We start from the raw sequence: 14,690 nt of genomic DNA, 5'->3' as shown, positions 1-14,690 counted from the left end.
TTTTCAATATATAATTATTTATTTATTATGCCGTTAAGTTCTTTTAAGGTGATATCTAAGTTTTCGTCTCTCAATATAGGAGTTTTAAATCTTTCATTTTTTAAAAAATCAAGATTGAGTTCAATATTCAGCAGTCCTTCGTCAAGATAATCAAGACAATAGTCTTTTTTGCCGTTGGGGGAAAATACGCATGAACCTCCTGAAAAACCTATTCCGTCTTCAAAACCTACCCTGTTTACATATACAACGTAGCTTTTATAATAAAATGCTATTACCGATAGCAGTTCTTCCCACATCTTAACAGAACTGAATTTATCGTTTTCTTCTTCAATGCCTCTGGCAGGAGAAGCGGAATTAATTATAATCAGCTTAGCGCCTTTATTAACCGCAATATATGAAGAAGACAGATGCCATGCGTCTTCGCATGTCAATATAGATGCCTTTGTTCCTAAAATATCAAACACTCCAAATTCTTTGCCCTGTTTGAAATAGCGCATTTCTTCAAACATACCGTAAGTCGGCAAATATACTTTTCTATGGACATGCAGCATATTGCCTCCTGATAAACAACATGTGCTGTTATAAAAGTTAAAGTCTTCATCTGATTCAACGAATCCTGCAATTATTGCAATCTCGCTGCTTTTATCTAAAAGACCGTCTAAAATATAGTTATTAGATTTTTTTAAATCTAATCCGCAGCTATTATTTTTTATTGCATTTTTATTATTTATTTTATTTTTGCAGCCGCTGTCTCCACTTTTTCTACCCTTATCTTTTTCTGCAGCGTCTGCAGCAGTACTATTTGTTCTAATATCGTTGATATCTATGGCAGAATCATAAACGGCATCTTTTAAAAAATAGCCCGTCAGGGACAGTTCAGGAAATATTACTATCTCACTGCCTGCCTGTTTTGCTCTGTCAATATACTCAAGATGCTTCTCAAAATTATGAGCTAATAATCCAGGTACTGGAGCAATTTGCGCTAAAGATAATTTAATCAAATCCATTTTCAAAAAATATAAGTTTAATCGAACTGTTAGATAGGTATTCTATTGATATTATTGCATAGTTTATTGATTTCGGTATTTCAGGGTACTCCAGCAAAAATAGTTCCGACACTTTTGCTATCTTATCCATCTTTTTACCGTTAACGGCTTCTAAGGGCATTCCAAAATTATTCTGAAATCTTGATTTAACCTCTATGAAATAGATGTTATTTTGACTTTTATCCGCTATTATATCAATTTCCCCGCATTTTTTTCTAAAATTAACCGCTATAATTTTATATCCTAATTTCTCTAAAAATTCTTTGGCTAATTTTTCTCCGGTTTCTCCCTTTTTCCTGTTTAATGATTTCGCCTTCATTTTATTTTATAAATACTATTTTGTTAATTTACCGTTAACTTTTTTTAATATTATAATTCATAGATAAATTAATTAAAACATATTTATGTTCATTATTCCAAAAATATAATAATAATCATTACATATTTATGGTAATGTTTCCTAAAGCCAGATAATCCGATAATCCAATTATGAATTGCAGCAGCTATCTTAATGAGCCTGATAAGAATAAAATACCGTTAGCCGATAATCGATAATGAATTGCAGCAGCCTGATTTATTATCTGTCAAATTTGAATGTTTTTCTATGTATATCGGTTAATCCTAATTTTAGAATATTTTCTTTATGTTCCTTTGTCGCATATCCTTTATGATTTCTAAAACCGTATCCATGATATTTTTTATCATAATATTCTATCATAATTCTATCCCTTATAACCTTTGCTACAATAGAAGCGCAGGATACTAATTTTACTTTGACATCTGCTTTTATAACCGACAGAGCTTTAAATGAAGCACTGCCGGAAGGAGCAACGTCGTTCATTGAATTCAGATTTTTCAGTCCTTTAGGAATATAAGGACCGTCTATAATGACTACGTCAGGTTTTACGGTCAGATTATTAAACGCTCTTTCCATAGAAAGCAATGCTGCGTTTAATATATTAATTTCATCAATTTCAACATTGGAAGACGTACCGATTGATACGGAAACCGCATTTTTCATTAAATAGTCAAAAAAATATTCCCTTTTGTCGGAGGTTAATAATTTGGAGTCTTTAATGCCGGACGGAATTAATTTTTTATCGATAATTATTGCGGCTGAGATTACCGGACCGGCTAAACATCCTCTGCCGACTTCATCAATACCGCAGATTAATTTCATAATGCTTTTATCATTACTTCTTTTTCTTATTATTATTGCTTCTCATTATTGCTTCTTATTTTTTTATTTATTATAAACATTACAGTAATGCTTCGTCTATAAGGGCGGGATAATTGTTGATTATTGCTCATGTTATTGCCTCGCTGCAATCTCAGTTATTATTTTTTCTTACAAACTCTATAAAATCATTTATCCTTTTCAGAGTTCTTGCTTCGCCAAGCGCAAAAATAACTTCATAAATGCCGGGGCTTATCTTTTCTCCGGTAAGCGCTATTCTTATTAACATAGCTTTATGTTTTAATGACCATTTGTTTTTAGAAAAAAAATCGTTGAAAGATTCTTTTATAAAATTAAGGCAGTCGGCGCTGTTTAAGTTTAGACTGTCTAACCGCAAATTTTTGACAAAATCCACTAATTGATTCAGAAAATATATAGCTTCATCTGCATTAGCTTTTTTCTGTTCCGAATTATCATTATATTCATTATTGTCTGACTCATTTAGTTTAAATTTGTCTATTTCGCTGAGCAGATTATCATCGTAAGCAATATTGCCTTCATTTAAATAAAAACCCATTTTTTCCTTTATTTCAACTAATGTTTTTGCTCTTGGCTTTAAAGCGTCTATTAAAACCGCAACATTTTCACTATATTGAATTACTTTGCCTTTTTCGGCGCTATTATTTCCATTATCTATGTTGTTGTTGTTTACATTTATATCATTTATCAGACTTGTTAATTCCTCAGCCGTTTTTTGTTTTATATAATGAGCATTGAGCCATAATAATTTTTCTTTATTAAATACGCCTGCGGATTTGCTTATATGTTTTAAATCAAAATATTGTATCATCTCGTCGAGCGACAGTATTTCATCGTTGCCGTGAGACCAGCCCAATCTTACGAGATAATTTATAATAGCTTCAGGTAAAAAACCGTCATTTTTATATTGCATAACCGCCGTTGCGCCGTGTCTTTTGGACAGTCTTTTGCCGTCATTCCCGAGAATCATTGAAACATGGGCAAACGCAGGAGGCTCAAATCCAAGAGCTTCATAAAGCAGTATCTGCTTAGGAGTGTTGCTTAAATGGTCGTCTCCTCTTATAATATGTGTAATGCCCATAAGGGCGTCGTCTATAACAACGGCAAAATTATATGTAGGTATCCCGTCTGTCCGCATAATAACAAAATCGTCAATTTCACTGTGATTAACAGAAACAGACTGGTCCCGTATCAGATCTTTAAATTTGGTAAACTTGCTGCCGCCGCTTCTATTCGTTTTAAATCTCACTACATGCGGTAAATTTAAATTCTGTTCATCATCTGATAAGTTGCGGCATTTTCCTGAATACATCGGTTTTTTGCCTTCTGCTATAAGTTTGTTTTTATCTTCTTCGAGAGATTCCGCAGTACAGTAACAATTGTAGGCTTTACCTTCATCTAAAAGTTTTTGGCAATATTCTTTGTATATATTTAATCTCTGGGATTGGTACAGAATTGGTTCGTCAGACACCAGTCCGAGCCACTGCATACTTTTGACGATATCTTCTTCATACGCTTTTAAAGACCGTTCGAAGTCCGTGTCTTCAATTCTTAAAATAAATCTGCCGCCGAAATGTTTGGCATATATATAATTAAACAGTGCAGTTCTAGCTCCGCCGATATGCAGATACCCTGTCGGACTCGGTGCAAATCTTGTTTTTACCATATTGTTACCATATAATGTATTAATGATGTATTATTATTTATTTAAAACGGAAATGTATATACGACATATATCATATATATACCTATTATTTATTATTATAAGTTGTATAAGTTGTATAAGTTTTTATTTAAAACGCAAAAAAATACATGACCCGCTTACATTTTATTTGTTTACAATGCGCGGCAAATCATGCATATTGAATTATTCAATATACGCATATTATTAATATACTGCAATAGAAGAGTACCCTACAACGCTTGAATAATCCCCTGAAGCCTCTCCGGAGTTTGTATAATTAATTAATTTTGCGTTATTTTTCCCTGCCATTTTTGCGATTAGCAGCATAATTGAAACAGGAATAAATCCGCACATAGAAATATTATTATTTATAACTTTGTTATAAAGACCTTCGGAATCCAGCCGGAGGATTTCGTTTATAGCTATAGAATCTTTCATCTCAGCCTCTTCGGCGCTTTCGTAATGAGTCATGTCGGAACTTGCTACCACCAGAACGTCGTCAAGCAGGTTTAATTTCACAATGGCGTTATAAATAGCTTTAGCGGCTTTTATTACGTCATTATACCTGACATACGATATGACAAGCGGAACTATCGAAAAATCCGTCATAAAATAATGAATCAGCGGAATCTGAACTTCAAGCGAATGTTCTTTCAGCTGAGCTTTATCGTCATGTTGGAAAGGACTGTCGCTCTGGTTAATAATTTCATCTGCAAGGGCTGAATTAATCGGCACATTAAATGAACCAAAATTATAATTTCCTTCATTCATAACAGAAAAAGCAGCGCCTAAACCGGTATGGTTAGGACCTATAATTATTATATTTTTTTTAATGTTGATAGAAGAAAACCCCATAAAAGCCGTCTTTCCGGAATAAACATACCCCGCATGCGGAGAAACTATCCCGAAAGCGTTTATTTTATGTTCGGGAATACTCACATTAAAAGATTGTATAAGCGCATTTATCTGATTTATATCCGCAGGATAAAAAGAACCAGCCACTGCCGGATTGCGTACCGTCAATTGAATCACCTTCTAAATTTTAATATTAATCAATATTAATTAATCATTTTTATATTATTATACTACAAAATCTATTCAACATATATAAGCGTCTCGTCGGGGTTCGCCATATCGCCTTCTTTAACATATACTTCCTTGATAATACCGTCTATGGGCGTATGGATTTCATTTTCCATTTTCATAGCTTCGACTATTAGCACGGTATCGCCGGCACTTACGGTATCGCCTTTTTTTACCAATAATTTTGTAATTCTGCCTGGCATCGGAGCATAGACGTCTCCCTCTCTTTTAGGCGAAGGACGTTTTGACCTTGCAACATTTTCGCCGACTATTTCGCCTCCGTAACTCGGAACTATTTCCGTAAGCGACTCAATCGTTACTTCTTCCATTGTTCCGTCAACATTTAAAAAGAACGGTCTTTTCTGGTCAGATTTATGCCCTACGCCCGCAACTTTTATTTTATAATTTTCGCCGTGCACGGTAACAATAAATTCACTCGGCACAAGGTCGCCGTCTCTAAATTTTTCCGCTCCCACAAATTCATCGGAAAGCACTAACCCGCCGGACATATCGGCGGCATATTCCATACCGTCGGTTTGAATTGTATAATCCGGCAATTTTCCGTCTTTTCTGTCTTGAAAAAATTCAATGGAAATCTGCGGAAATAATATATAGCTCATAATATCTTCGTCGCCGGTTATAAATTCTTTAATTTTGTCTATATTCTGTCCCAATTCAGGTTCTAAAAGGTCAGCCGGTCTTACGGTTATAAATTCTTCATTGCCTAAAGCTCTTTTTCTTACATCTTCGTTTATTGCAGCCGGCGCTTTGCCGTAAAAGCCCTTTAGATAATTTTTCGTCTCGCTTGTTATAACTTTATATTTTTCTCCCGTTATTACATTAAGAGCTGCCTGAGTTCCGATAATCTGCGAAGTTGGCGTTACTAAAGGAGGATATCCTAAATCTTCACGCACCTGAGGCACTTCGTATAAAACCTCATCCATTTTATCAAGCGCATTTTGTTCCTTAAGCTGATTTGCAAGATTCGACATCATTCCGCCCGGAACCTGAGTAACAAGCACATCGGCATTAAGACCAGTATATTCACTCTCAAAAACTTTATATTTTTTTCTTACTTTTCTAAAATAATCAGCAACTTCCTTAAGTTTTTCAAGATCGAGATCTACATCATAGCCCATTTCCGATAAAGTAAATACCATGGATTCCGTCGGCGGATGGGACGTTCCGCAGCACATTGACGATATTGCGGTATCTATAATGTCCGCTCCGCCTTCAACTGCTTTTAACAGCGCCATTGAAGCAAAACCGCTTGTTGAATGCGAATGAACATGGATAGGCAAATTTACGACTTTTTTAATCATAGATACAAGTTCATATGCTTTTATCGGGGAAAGCAGACCAGCCATATCTTTAATGGCTATCGTATCGGCTCCCATTTCTGCAAGTTCCACTGCCATTTCAGTAAATAATTCATTTGTGTGGACAGGGCTCGTCGTATAGCATATTGTCGCTTCTACTATCTTTTTTCTTTTTTTTACGGCTTCCATTGATTTTCTGATATTTCTGAAATCATTCAGCGAATCAAATATCCTGAATACATCTATTCCGTTATTAACGCTTAAATCTATAAATTTTTCTACGACATCGTCGGCGTAATGACGGTATCCTACTAAATTCTGTCCTCTTAAAAGCATTTGAAGACGGGAATGTTTGTAAGATTTGCGTAATTTTTTAAGTCTTTCCCACGGGTCTTCTTTTAGAAATCTCAGACATGAATCAAAAGTCGCTCCTCCCCACACCTCTAACGACCAAAACCCTATAGTATCAAGGACGGGAGCTATTCCCAAAATATCGGGAGTGGTCATTCTCGTAGCCAGCAACGACTGATGCGCATCTCTTAAAGCGACTTCCATAAAATCAACTTTTCTGATATAATTTTCTTTTTTTTCATTCATAATATTACGCCCGTTATTTTTATAAATTAACTTAGTTTAGTTATTTCCTTTAGTTTTATATACCGTAATATGCTGCGATGGCAGCCGATATAGCAAGAATCCTGTCGAACGGATCGCGCTGTACCTTATAATCCCTTAAATATTGCCTTTCTTCAATAAAATGAGTATCAAAATTTCCTTTTATAAAATCTTCGTCTTCTATAATTTTTAACTGAAACGGTATTGTAGTTTTTATGCCTTTTACGACAAATTCCTGCAGGGCTCTTGACGCCCTTCTCACCGTTTCATCCCATGTTCTTCCGTAAACAGTCATTTTAGCAATCATTGAATCATAATAAGGCGGCAAAACATAATCTTTATATACAGCTCCGTCTATCCTGACTCCAATGCCTCCGGGCGAGTAGTACGCAGTAATCTTTCCAGTGCTGGGAGCAAAATCTTTTCTCGGATTTTCGGCATTAATTCTGCATTCTATAGCATAGCCCCTTAATACAACGTCTTCCTGTTTAATATCCAATTCTTTGCCCATTGCAATTTGAATCTGTTCCCCTACTATATCTACTCCTGTAATCATTTCGGTAACAGGATGTTCAACCTGAATTCTGGTGTTCATTTCCATAAAATAATAATTGCCGTCTTTATCCATAATATATTCTATGGTTCCGGCATTTCTGTAATCGCAGGCTTTAGCCGCTGCAATGGCGGACTCGCCCATTTTTTTCCTTAACTCTTCGGTTAATATGAGAGAAGGCGCAATCTCTATTAATTTTTGATGTTTTCTTTGAATAGAACAATCTCTCTCGCCGAGATGGATTATATTGCCGTAATTATCCGCAAGAATTTGAAATTCTATGTGATGAGGCTTATCTATGTATTTTTCAATAAAAACTTCCGGATTTCCGAAAGCTTTTTCAGCTTCAGACCTTGACAGCGAAAAATTTTTTTTAATATCGTCATCGTTAAAACAAATTCTTATTCCTTTGCCGCCGCCGCCTGCGGAAGCTTTTATCATTACCGGATATCCGGTATTATTTGCAATATTCAATGCATCTTCCTCAGATTCGACTCCGCCTTCGGAACCTCCGACAACGGGCACGCCTGCTTGACGCATTAGTTTCTTTGATTCTATTTTATCGCCCATCATAGCGATAGACTTAGCCGACGGACCTATAAAAACAATTCCTCTTTTTTCACAGTATGCGGGAAATTTGGCGTTTTCCGACAAAAAACCGTAACCCGGGTGTATCGCATCGACCCCTATATTAACTGCAAGATCAACTATTCTATTAACATTCAAATATCCTGAGATAGGACCCGGCCCGACAAGATACGCCTCGTCCGCTTTTTTAACGTGCAGAGCCTGCGAATCTGCCTCGGAATAAATTGCAACCGTCTTAATACCAAGCTCTTTGCATGCTCTTATAACACGGGAAGCTATTTCGCCCCTGTTGGCTATTAATACTTTTTTAAATTTTTTCATATGGTCTTTTTTACATAAAATATTTTTAAATAGTTAATCTTTTTGATTACAAATGTTTCTAAGAAACATCGTGCATTTTACATTTTAAATTTAGATAATAAGTTTAGTTAGTCAATTAAAAAGTAAGAAAAATTTTAATTTTTTACTGACTTTACTGAAGAAGATAAATAAAAATTCAGGTAATAAAGGCTGCCTTTATCGCTTTTTTATATTTATATTTAATATTTAAAATATAATAGAGATAAACTACAGGCGAAAATAATATATATACACTGCGTATGAATAATATGATAAAATAGTCAGCATCAAATTATTAATTTATTAAAATAAGTAATCAATAAATTAATATATAAAACAGAATATTACTTTACTATAGATACCGACATTTTGAATAAAATAATAATGAGATAATAAACTATAAAGTTTAAAAAGTTTAAGATACATTTTGTTTATTATTAATTTTAAACCATTATTTTAAAAATGTCAAGAATGTTATTCCCGCTGTTTGGATTATTTTAATAATGATATTATTAATTGTGTCTGCCCTTATTATTCCGGATATAAAATAAATAGGATATGTTTCTGTTGACAAATATAATTAAAATTATTATTATTATTAGCACAATAATCAATAATCAACAAACAAATATTATTTTCAGGTGAAAATCATAAATCTGTCTAACCTAACAAAAAAATGTGCTATATGCGATTTATTCGGCGAATTTATTAAAATGAAAAGGTGCTCTAAATGAAAAACACTGTAAGATTTGTTCTGTTTGTTCTAATATTTTTATCGGCATATTTTTTTACTATTGTTTATGCTGATACAGTTTATGCGGGCGGTCTTTTTTTGCCGGGGCTGTGGCAGTTTCACGGAAACATTAAAGTAGAGAATATGCCATACACCGTTCCGCCTTCAACTTTTACTGTTAATTCGTGCGTCGGCAATAAACCGGTCATGCCTAAAATGCCTTATATGTCTAACGCCTGCCCTAATTCAACGGTAACGATGAGAGGAAAAACCGCCATAATGACGTTTGAATGTTCTACCGACAAAAATGGTATGCACTCCGTAATAAAGGGGCTCTTAAAAGAAACATTCCCGACAGACGTAACTTCTTATATGCGCGGAAATCTATATTCTACAAGCTATGTTCAAAATAGAACTATAACTGTGGATACACTGCTTAATATTTCGGGAAGAAGAATAGGCAAATGCACAAAATAGCATATGCGGCTTATCTATCTTGCTTGCCTGCTTGCCTGCGTATCCGTATCTTGCGTATCATTGTATCGTATGCATAATATATTTAGATCAATTTTAAAAAAATTCTTGACATTTCATGAGGGTGATGCATAAATATACATAAGTTTAATTAAAATATTATAAACATAATTTATTTATTATGTAAATAAATAATAAAAATCAGCATAGAATAAATAATCTAAATTTCCAATACTTAATTGTAACTTCAATTAGATGCATTAATAAATTCTATACGTATAAGCGGAAACTGAAGATACTTTTTTTATATATGCTCTGCTGATATTAAATAAAGATTGCATAATATGTTTAAGTAGTTAATTATTATAATATATATAATTTAAATTGCATTATTAAAATATACATAATTCTTTTAGGAGGAAAGGTTAATGAAAAAATTTTTATTAATTTTTACTATTATCGCAATATTTATGCTGAGTTCAGCGAATATTTATGCACAGACTATGTCGAAATACGGATATCCTGAAAGTTATCATCCTATCGGTCAAAAAATTCAAACCGCATATAAAACATCAGTTTCACAAAGGGTAAATGTAGATTCCATTATCAAATCCGTCAATATTTATTTTGAAAACGATTATTTCCACTATGGTGAATATGAGCCGTCTGTTTTTGCTTCTTCGTCTAATCCTGCCGGTTCATATCAAGACGGTGAACATATAGGATTTCATGGATACGGAATTTCTTTTCAGAATATTTTAACCAAACAGATTCCTATATGGTATAAAGCAAGTTATTCATATCTGCCCGGTTCAGGAACATACGACGAACCGGTTGGTCTTACAAATATAGCACATTCGTCTAATATGTCAAGATATGGATTTAGATTAGGTTATGTTGTTAATTTGGGAAAATATTTAGGTATCGGCAATAGATTAGCCGTTATTCCTAATTTTGGATATCAATGGGTAAATTGGAATAGGGATTTACCGGGATTAAATAGCGATTATTATCATTTAAATTATTATGTATTAGGCGCTAAAGCTTATTATATACCGCCTGTATTGCATAATAAATTATGGATTGAAGCCGAAGGATATTATCTTAATGATATAAAAGACGTAGTAAATGGTGCAGTACCGGCAGAACATACTTATAATTTTTCTAATGGCTATACATTTTATGGTGCTGCAATTAATAATTCTACACATTTTATTATGGCGCCAAAAGCAGGATATATATTTGGAATTAAAGCAGGTTATAAATTATATAAAATTCATGGTATATCTATAAACCCTTATATAGGCTTTAAATTTGAACAGAATAAAATGGGAAGATCAAATATAAATAATATTACTTATAATGGCGTTGTTATAGATGATGCTAATGATGAAATTGTAAATTCAAATTATCTTATTACAAAGTCATATGTAGAACCAACAGATCAATATAATCAAATATTCTTGCAATTCGGTTTAAAATTTGGGTTTTAACCAAACTGCACCATAATTATCAGCAACACATTGATATTACTATATTAATGGGGCAATAAAAACTTTTTTTAAAGCATTTTGCGTATCTCTGCCTCAGGCACAGGTTTTGAGAAAAGATACCCCTGAACCATATTTGCGCCGAGAGATTGTAATTTTACAAGCTGTTCAACTGTTTCAACGCCTTCGCTTATAGTTTCCATACCTAATCTTGCGGAAAGTTCTACAATGGTATTGACGATTGCAAAAACTTTCTGGTTTTCCATCATGCTTTTGATAAATGAAATATCTATCTTAATAACATCGGCAGGGATATTTTTTATATACGACAAGGAGGAATATCCGGTACCGAAATCGTCAATATATATTTTCATACCTTTTGCTTTAAATGTGTTTAGTATTTTAAGAGCACAGTCAAAATGAAAATTCAGAAGCTTTAACGTTCATGGAAGAGGTGAAAAATTCATAATCGTTTTCACCCTGAGTTTTTGCGTTTGACAGGGCAATATCGGCGGATTTTAAAAGATCGTTTGCCGTAATGCCGTCATCAGGATAAATCGATACCCCTATATTATAGGAAATATTAAATTTATGCGTACCGATAGTTATTTCATCTTTAAAACACTGCTTTATTTTGTCAATGAACTGCACTGCCGAATCCTTATCGCTTAAATTGCTTATGAATATTGCAAATTCATCCCCGCCTATTCTTGAAATTATATCGGTCGGGTCAAAGGCATCTTTTAGCACATCAGCCGTCTTGATAAGCAGTTCGTCTCCGGCGCCGTAGCCGAATGTATTGTTAATATACGACAATTTATAAAAATCAAGCAAGATTATGGCTGCAGGGATGCTTCTTTCATTGTCATTAACCCGTTAGTTTATTGTTTTTGATTTTTAATCTTCATAAATTTATTTTAATTATTATTCAAAATAAACAATATTGACATTCGTTACCTTTTTAATAAATTCTTTTGCCTGTTCGAGAGATAAAGCAATGTCTTCTTTATTAAATTTTATAACGGCATCTTCAATGGTTTCTTCCGCTCTTTCTATTTTGTATTTTATTAAAGCGTCCCTGTCTCTTTTTTCTATGGTCATAACCTGTTGCTATAATTATAATAATATTCCGTCTTTTTTAATATTTTGGTATAACGGCACAACACCGGCAACGTTAGTTTCTAAATAGCTTCTGTTTCTTATCTGAAAATCTATAAAGATATCGTATTTAGTTTCAATGTCTATTATTATTTCTAAAATTTCATCTCTTATTTTTCTATCCGGCGCTAAAAAATAAAGATCTTTAAGCTTATCAAAAGATATATCGGCATCTATATCATAATTATCCTGAATTACGATAAGGATATCTAAATCTGAATTTCGGATTATAGTCGCCCCTCGCCTTTGACCCGTAAAGAATTAACCCTGCGACGGGATAATTATCTTTTATTTTAATATTATGATATTATAAATTTTAGCACTAATAAATTATTTTATTAATAAATATATCATTTATTTATTAATTATACTGCTTTTTTTGGATGCGTTCAATGAAATACAAAAAATAAAAAAATGACGGATTTATTTTTTCTCTTGTATGCAAACTAACTTACAACTTTTTGACTGCCAAAATAAAAGTGATGAATTCATAACAAATATTGTTTTTAGCTTATTTTACTACTGTATTACTACCTAATTTTAATATTGTATAAATATACAAATAAAATCAATGAGTTATAAAATAGACTGTAGGTTTTCTAAACCTTTGGTCATCGGTTCGATTCCGGTCGGGGCACCAGTTAAAGCGAAAGAATAAATTAAACAGCAGCAAATAGGTAGCAAAATACTATTATGAACCTAATAAATTACGGCCCTATTTTTTACATAATTGCTGCTGACGCCATGTATTCTTATTATTAAAATAAAGATATCTGATTTGTATATTGAATATTTCGGGAGGAAAAATAGGCAAATGCACAAAACAGCATATGCGGCTTATCTATTTTGTCTGCTTGCCTGCGTACCCGTATCTTGCGTATCATCGTATCGTACGCATAATTTTTATATATATTAATTATGAAAATTCTTGAATATAATGATTTAAACACCTCCGGCGTAAAAAAAAATTACGATAAAATTATAGGCTTTATTCAAAACGATAATTTTAAACAGGCAAGCGTCAAAAAAATGCCTAATTATGGATTGTATAGGGCAAAACTTGATGACTCAAACCGTATCCTGTTTAAGATTAATGAAGTACAACGGCGAACAATATGCCCTTATTCTTGAAGTTATTCATAACCATGCCTACGAAAAATCTAAATTTCTTCCGGTTAGAATTCCGGAAGAAAAAAATTACGAAAAAATAACCAATATATAAAGAATAAAGCGTATAATACATATGATAATACATACTATGTTATAATACGTTTAATAAATAACTAATATTTCAAAATAAAGCATAATTAGTATGTTAAACAGTTTTAAAATAATAAACGGTGTTCGTCCCTAATTTTTTAATTTTCAAGCTGACACAAAATATTGAATATTCCCGTTTTTTCTTGCTCCGTTTTTTGCCTGACGGCAAAAACTCCGGCGAAAAAAGAGCGCAGACTATGGCGCAAAAACATCTAAGGGGATTGTTGGGGATGAAATAAATAGTTGGATTTTTTTATTATATTCCAAAAGTTTTTGCCCTTCTCTGCGCTTTTTCGTAAAATCCTTCATGCGGTCCAATCATAAAAACCAGACAAACGCGGTCTTCTTCTATAACAATGTAAGCCGCTCTGTAGGCGACTCCTTTAATTGAGAATTTCAAAGCCCTTACTCCGCTAAGGCTTCCTTTAAGTATATGCCCTTTGAGCGGGTTTTGTTCTAAATCCATAATCTTATCGAGTGCGGATTCTTTGAGTTTTTTAAGATTTAGCAGGTCTTTTTCGGCATTAGCGGTAAACAGAACATCGTAGGCGGTTTCCATATTTACTTTGCAAGTTTTTCTATTCTTTTGGCATTGCCTTTCTTATATTCTTTTAAGGCTTCCCCTGCTAAAACATCAAAGGGATTGATAGCTTTATTTAATTGCATCTGTTTTTTTGCCGCATCGTAATTTAAATAAAATATATCTCCCGGATTTATATTTATATCCTTTCTTATGCTTATAGGCAAAGTAAGCCTGCCTTTATCGTCTATTCTAACCGCTAACTGTGTATTCCGTTCTAATAGCCCTGTGTTTTTCATATTTATCGCCTCATTGTAAAAATTAAATAAGTGGGATTAGCCCACATTTATGATTATAAGATAAATACTAAGATATTGCAAGGGGCTATTTTATTTGAAAACTACAAAACTACACGCCGCATTAATTTTACGGATTGGTAACGTAAACATACCCTTCCTTCCTCAGTTCGTAAACCTTTAAAAGTCCCATGGGAACGGGGTCACGCCTTTTATGTCAACACCGATTTAAAATTCCCTAAAACGCCGAACGAAAAGTACTCAAAACACCGAACGAAAATTCCGTTTTTCACCGATTATAAATTTAGTTTTATGC

General features: G+C 33.3%; 14 protein-coding genes. 3 read left to right on the top strand and 11 right to left on the bottom strand.

Annotation, left to right across the window (positions count from 1 at the left end; all coding sequences use genetic code 11):
- Window positions 1-14: 14 nt before the first annotated feature.
- From EVJ46_03125 to accC, 7 genes are all read right to left on the bottom strand, one after another.
- A complete protein-coding gene (locus EVJ46_03125; protein ID RZD17239.1) occupies window positions 15-1,007 on the bottom strand; it encodes a hypothetical protein in 993 nt (330 codons plus the stop codon).
- A complete protein-coding gene (locus tag EVJ46_03120) occupies window positions 994-1,365 on the bottom strand; it encodes a YraN family protein (protein ID RZD17238.1) in 372 nt (123 codons plus the stop codon). Before EVJ46_03120 ends, EVJ46_03125 begins: the two co-directional genes overlap by 14 nt.
- Before the next feature lie 258 nt (window positions 1,366-1,623).
- Window positions 1,624-2,226, bottom strand: a complete 603-nt coding sequence (locus EVJ46_03115; protein ID RZD17237.1) for a ribonuclease HII — start codon at window positions 2,224-2,226, stop codon at window positions 1,624-1,626.
- A gap of 151 nt (window positions 2,227-2,377) precedes the next feature.
- Window positions 2,378-3,928, bottom strand: coding sequence for a glutamate--tRNA ligase (locus EVJ46_03110; GenBank protein ID RZD17236.1), 1,551 nt, complete (start codon window positions 3,926-3,928; stop codon window positions 2,378-2,380).
- A gap of 222 nt (window positions 3,929-4,150) precedes the next feature.
- A complete protein-coding gene (amrB, locus tag EVJ46_03105; protein RZD17235.1) occupies window positions 4,151-4,978 on the bottom strand; it encodes an AmmeMemoRadiSam system protein B in 828 nt (275 codons plus the stop codon).
- 62 nt (window positions 4,979-5,040) lie between these two features.
- Window positions 5,041-6,945 carry an oxaloacetate decarboxylase subunit alpha gene (oadA, locus tag EVJ46_03100; GenBank protein ID RZD17234.1) on the bottom strand — a complete coding sequence of 635 codons (1,905 nt, stop codon included), beginning with the start codon at window positions 6,943-6,945 and terminating at the stop codon, window positions 5,041-5,043.
- Between the two features lie 55 nt (window positions 6,946-7,000).
- Complete coding sequence (gene accC / locus EVJ46_03095) at window positions 7,001-8,425, bottom strand: acetyl-CoA carboxylase biotin carboxylase subunit (protein ID RZD17233.1); 1,425 nt, start codon at window positions 8,423-8,425, stop codon at window positions 7,001-7,003.
- A 748-nt stretch (window positions 8,426-9,173) separates the two neighbouring features.
- On the opposite strand from accC, the gene EVJ46_03090 reads away from it, so the two are divergent.
- Together EVJ46_03090 and EVJ46_03085 are read left to right on the top strand one after the other, a co-directional pair.
- Complete coding sequence (locus EVJ46_03090) at window positions 9,174-9,653, top strand: DUF3617 family protein (protein ID RZD17232.1); 480 nt, start codon at window positions 9,174-9,176, stop codon at window positions 9,651-9,653.
- Window positions 9,654-10,078: 425 nt separating this feature from the next.
- On the top strand, window positions 10,079-11,143 hold the full coding sequence (locus tag EVJ46_03085; GenBank protein RZD17231.1) for a hypothetical protein: 1,065 nt from the start codon (window positions 10,079-10,081) through the stop codon (window positions 11,141-11,143).
- A 68-nt stretch (window positions 11,144-11,211) separates the two neighbouring features.
- Here the strand turns inward: EVJ46_03085 and EVJ46_03080 are convergent, their stop codons facing one another.
- Together EVJ46_03080 and EVJ46_03075 are read right to left on the bottom strand one after the other, a co-directional pair.
- On the bottom strand, window positions 11,212-11,514 hold the full coding sequence (locus EVJ46_03080) for an EAL domain-containing protein (GenBank protein ID RZD17230.1): 303 nt from the start codon (window positions 11,512-11,514) through the stop codon (window positions 11,212-11,214).
- Between the two features lie 40 nt (window positions 11,515-11,554).
- Window positions 11,555-11,992 (bottom strand): GGDEF domain-containing protein, encoded by a 438-nt coding sequence (locus EVJ46_03075; protein ID RZD17229.1) that lies wholly within the window; start codon window positions 11,990-11,992, stop codon window positions 11,555-11,557.
- A gap of 1,224 nt (window positions 11,993-13,216) precedes the next feature.
- Between EVJ46_03075 and EVJ46_03070 the strand changes: the two genes are divergently transcribed.
- Window positions 13,217-13,429: a hypothetical protein gene (locus EVJ46_03070; GenBank protein ID RZD17228.1), complete on the top strand. Its 213-nt coding sequence runs from the start codon at window positions 13,217-13,219 to the stop codon at window positions 13,427-13,429.
- Between the two features lie 385 nt (window positions 13,430-13,814).
- Here EVJ46_03070 and EVJ46_03065 read toward each other — a convergent pair whose 3' ends face one another.
- A complete protein-coding gene (locus tag EVJ46_03065) occupies window positions 13,815-14,117 on the bottom strand; it encodes a hypothetical protein (protein ID RZD17227.1) in 303 nt (100 codons plus the stop codon).
- 2 nt (window positions 14,118-14,119) lie between these two features.
- Window positions 14,120-14,377: an AbrB family transcriptional regulator gene (locus tag EVJ46_03060; GenBank protein RZD17226.1), complete on the bottom strand. Its 258-nt coding sequence runs from the start codon at window positions 14,375-14,377 to the stop codon at window positions 14,120-14,122.
- Between the last annotated feature and the right edge of the window lie 313 nt (window positions 14,378-14,690).

It is taken from the genome of Candidatus Acididesulfobacter guangdongensis, assembly GCA_004195045.1.
Classification (GTDB): domain Bacteria; phylum SZUA-79; class SZUA-79; order Acidulodesulfobacterales; family Acidulodesulfobacteraceae; genus Acididesulfobacter; species Acididesulfobacter guangdongensis.
The sequence above is the reverse complement of the archived record's forward strand: the minus strand, read 5'-3'. Positions and strand labels throughout refer to the sequence as shown.

Coding starts and splice junctions, on each gene's coding strand:
- EVJ46_03125 (RZD17239.1), bottom strand. CDS start 1,007: ATGGATTTGATTAAATTATCTTTAGCGCAAATTGCTCCAGTACCTGGA.
- EVJ46_03120 (RZD17238.1), bottom strand. CDS start 1,365: ATGAAGGCGAAATCATTAAACAGGAAAAAGGGAGAAACCGGAGAAAAA.
- EVJ46_03115 (RZD17237.1), bottom strand. CDS start 2,226: ATGAAATTAATCTGCGGTATTGATGAAGTCGGCAGAGGATGTTTAGCC.
- EVJ46_03110 (RZD17236.1), bottom strand. CDS start 3,928: ATGGTAAAAACAAGATTTGCACCGAGTCCGACAGGGTATCTGCATATC.
- oadA (RZD17234.1), bottom strand. CDS start 6,945: ATGAATGAAAAAAAAGAAAATTATATCAGAAAAGTTGATTTTATGGAA.
- accC (RZD17233.1), bottom strand. CDS start 8,425: ATGAAAAAATTTAAAAAAGTATTAATAGCCAACAGGGGCGAAATAGCT.
- EVJ46_03090 (RZD17232.1), top strand. CDS start 9,174: ATGAAAAACACTGTAAGATTTGTTCTGTTTGTTCTAATATTTTTATCG.
- EVJ46_03085 (RZD17231.1), top strand. CDS start 10,079: ATGAAAAAATTTTTATTAATTTTTACTATTATCGCAATATTTATGCTG.
- EVJ46_03080 (RZD17230.1), bottom strand. CDS start 11,514: ATGAAAATATATATTGACGATTTCGGTACCGGATATTCCTCCTTGTCG.
- EVJ46_03070 (RZD17228.1), top strand. CDS start 13,217: ATGAAAATTCTTGAATATAATGATTTAAACACCTCCGGCGTAAAAAAA.
- EVJ46_03065 (RZD17227.1), bottom strand. CDS start 14,117: ATGGAAACCGCCTACGATGTTCTGTTTACCGCTAATGCCGAAAAAGAC.
- EVJ46_03060 (RZD17226.1), bottom strand. CDS start 14,377: ATGAAAAACACAGGGCTATTAGAACGGAATACACAGTTAGCGGTTAGA.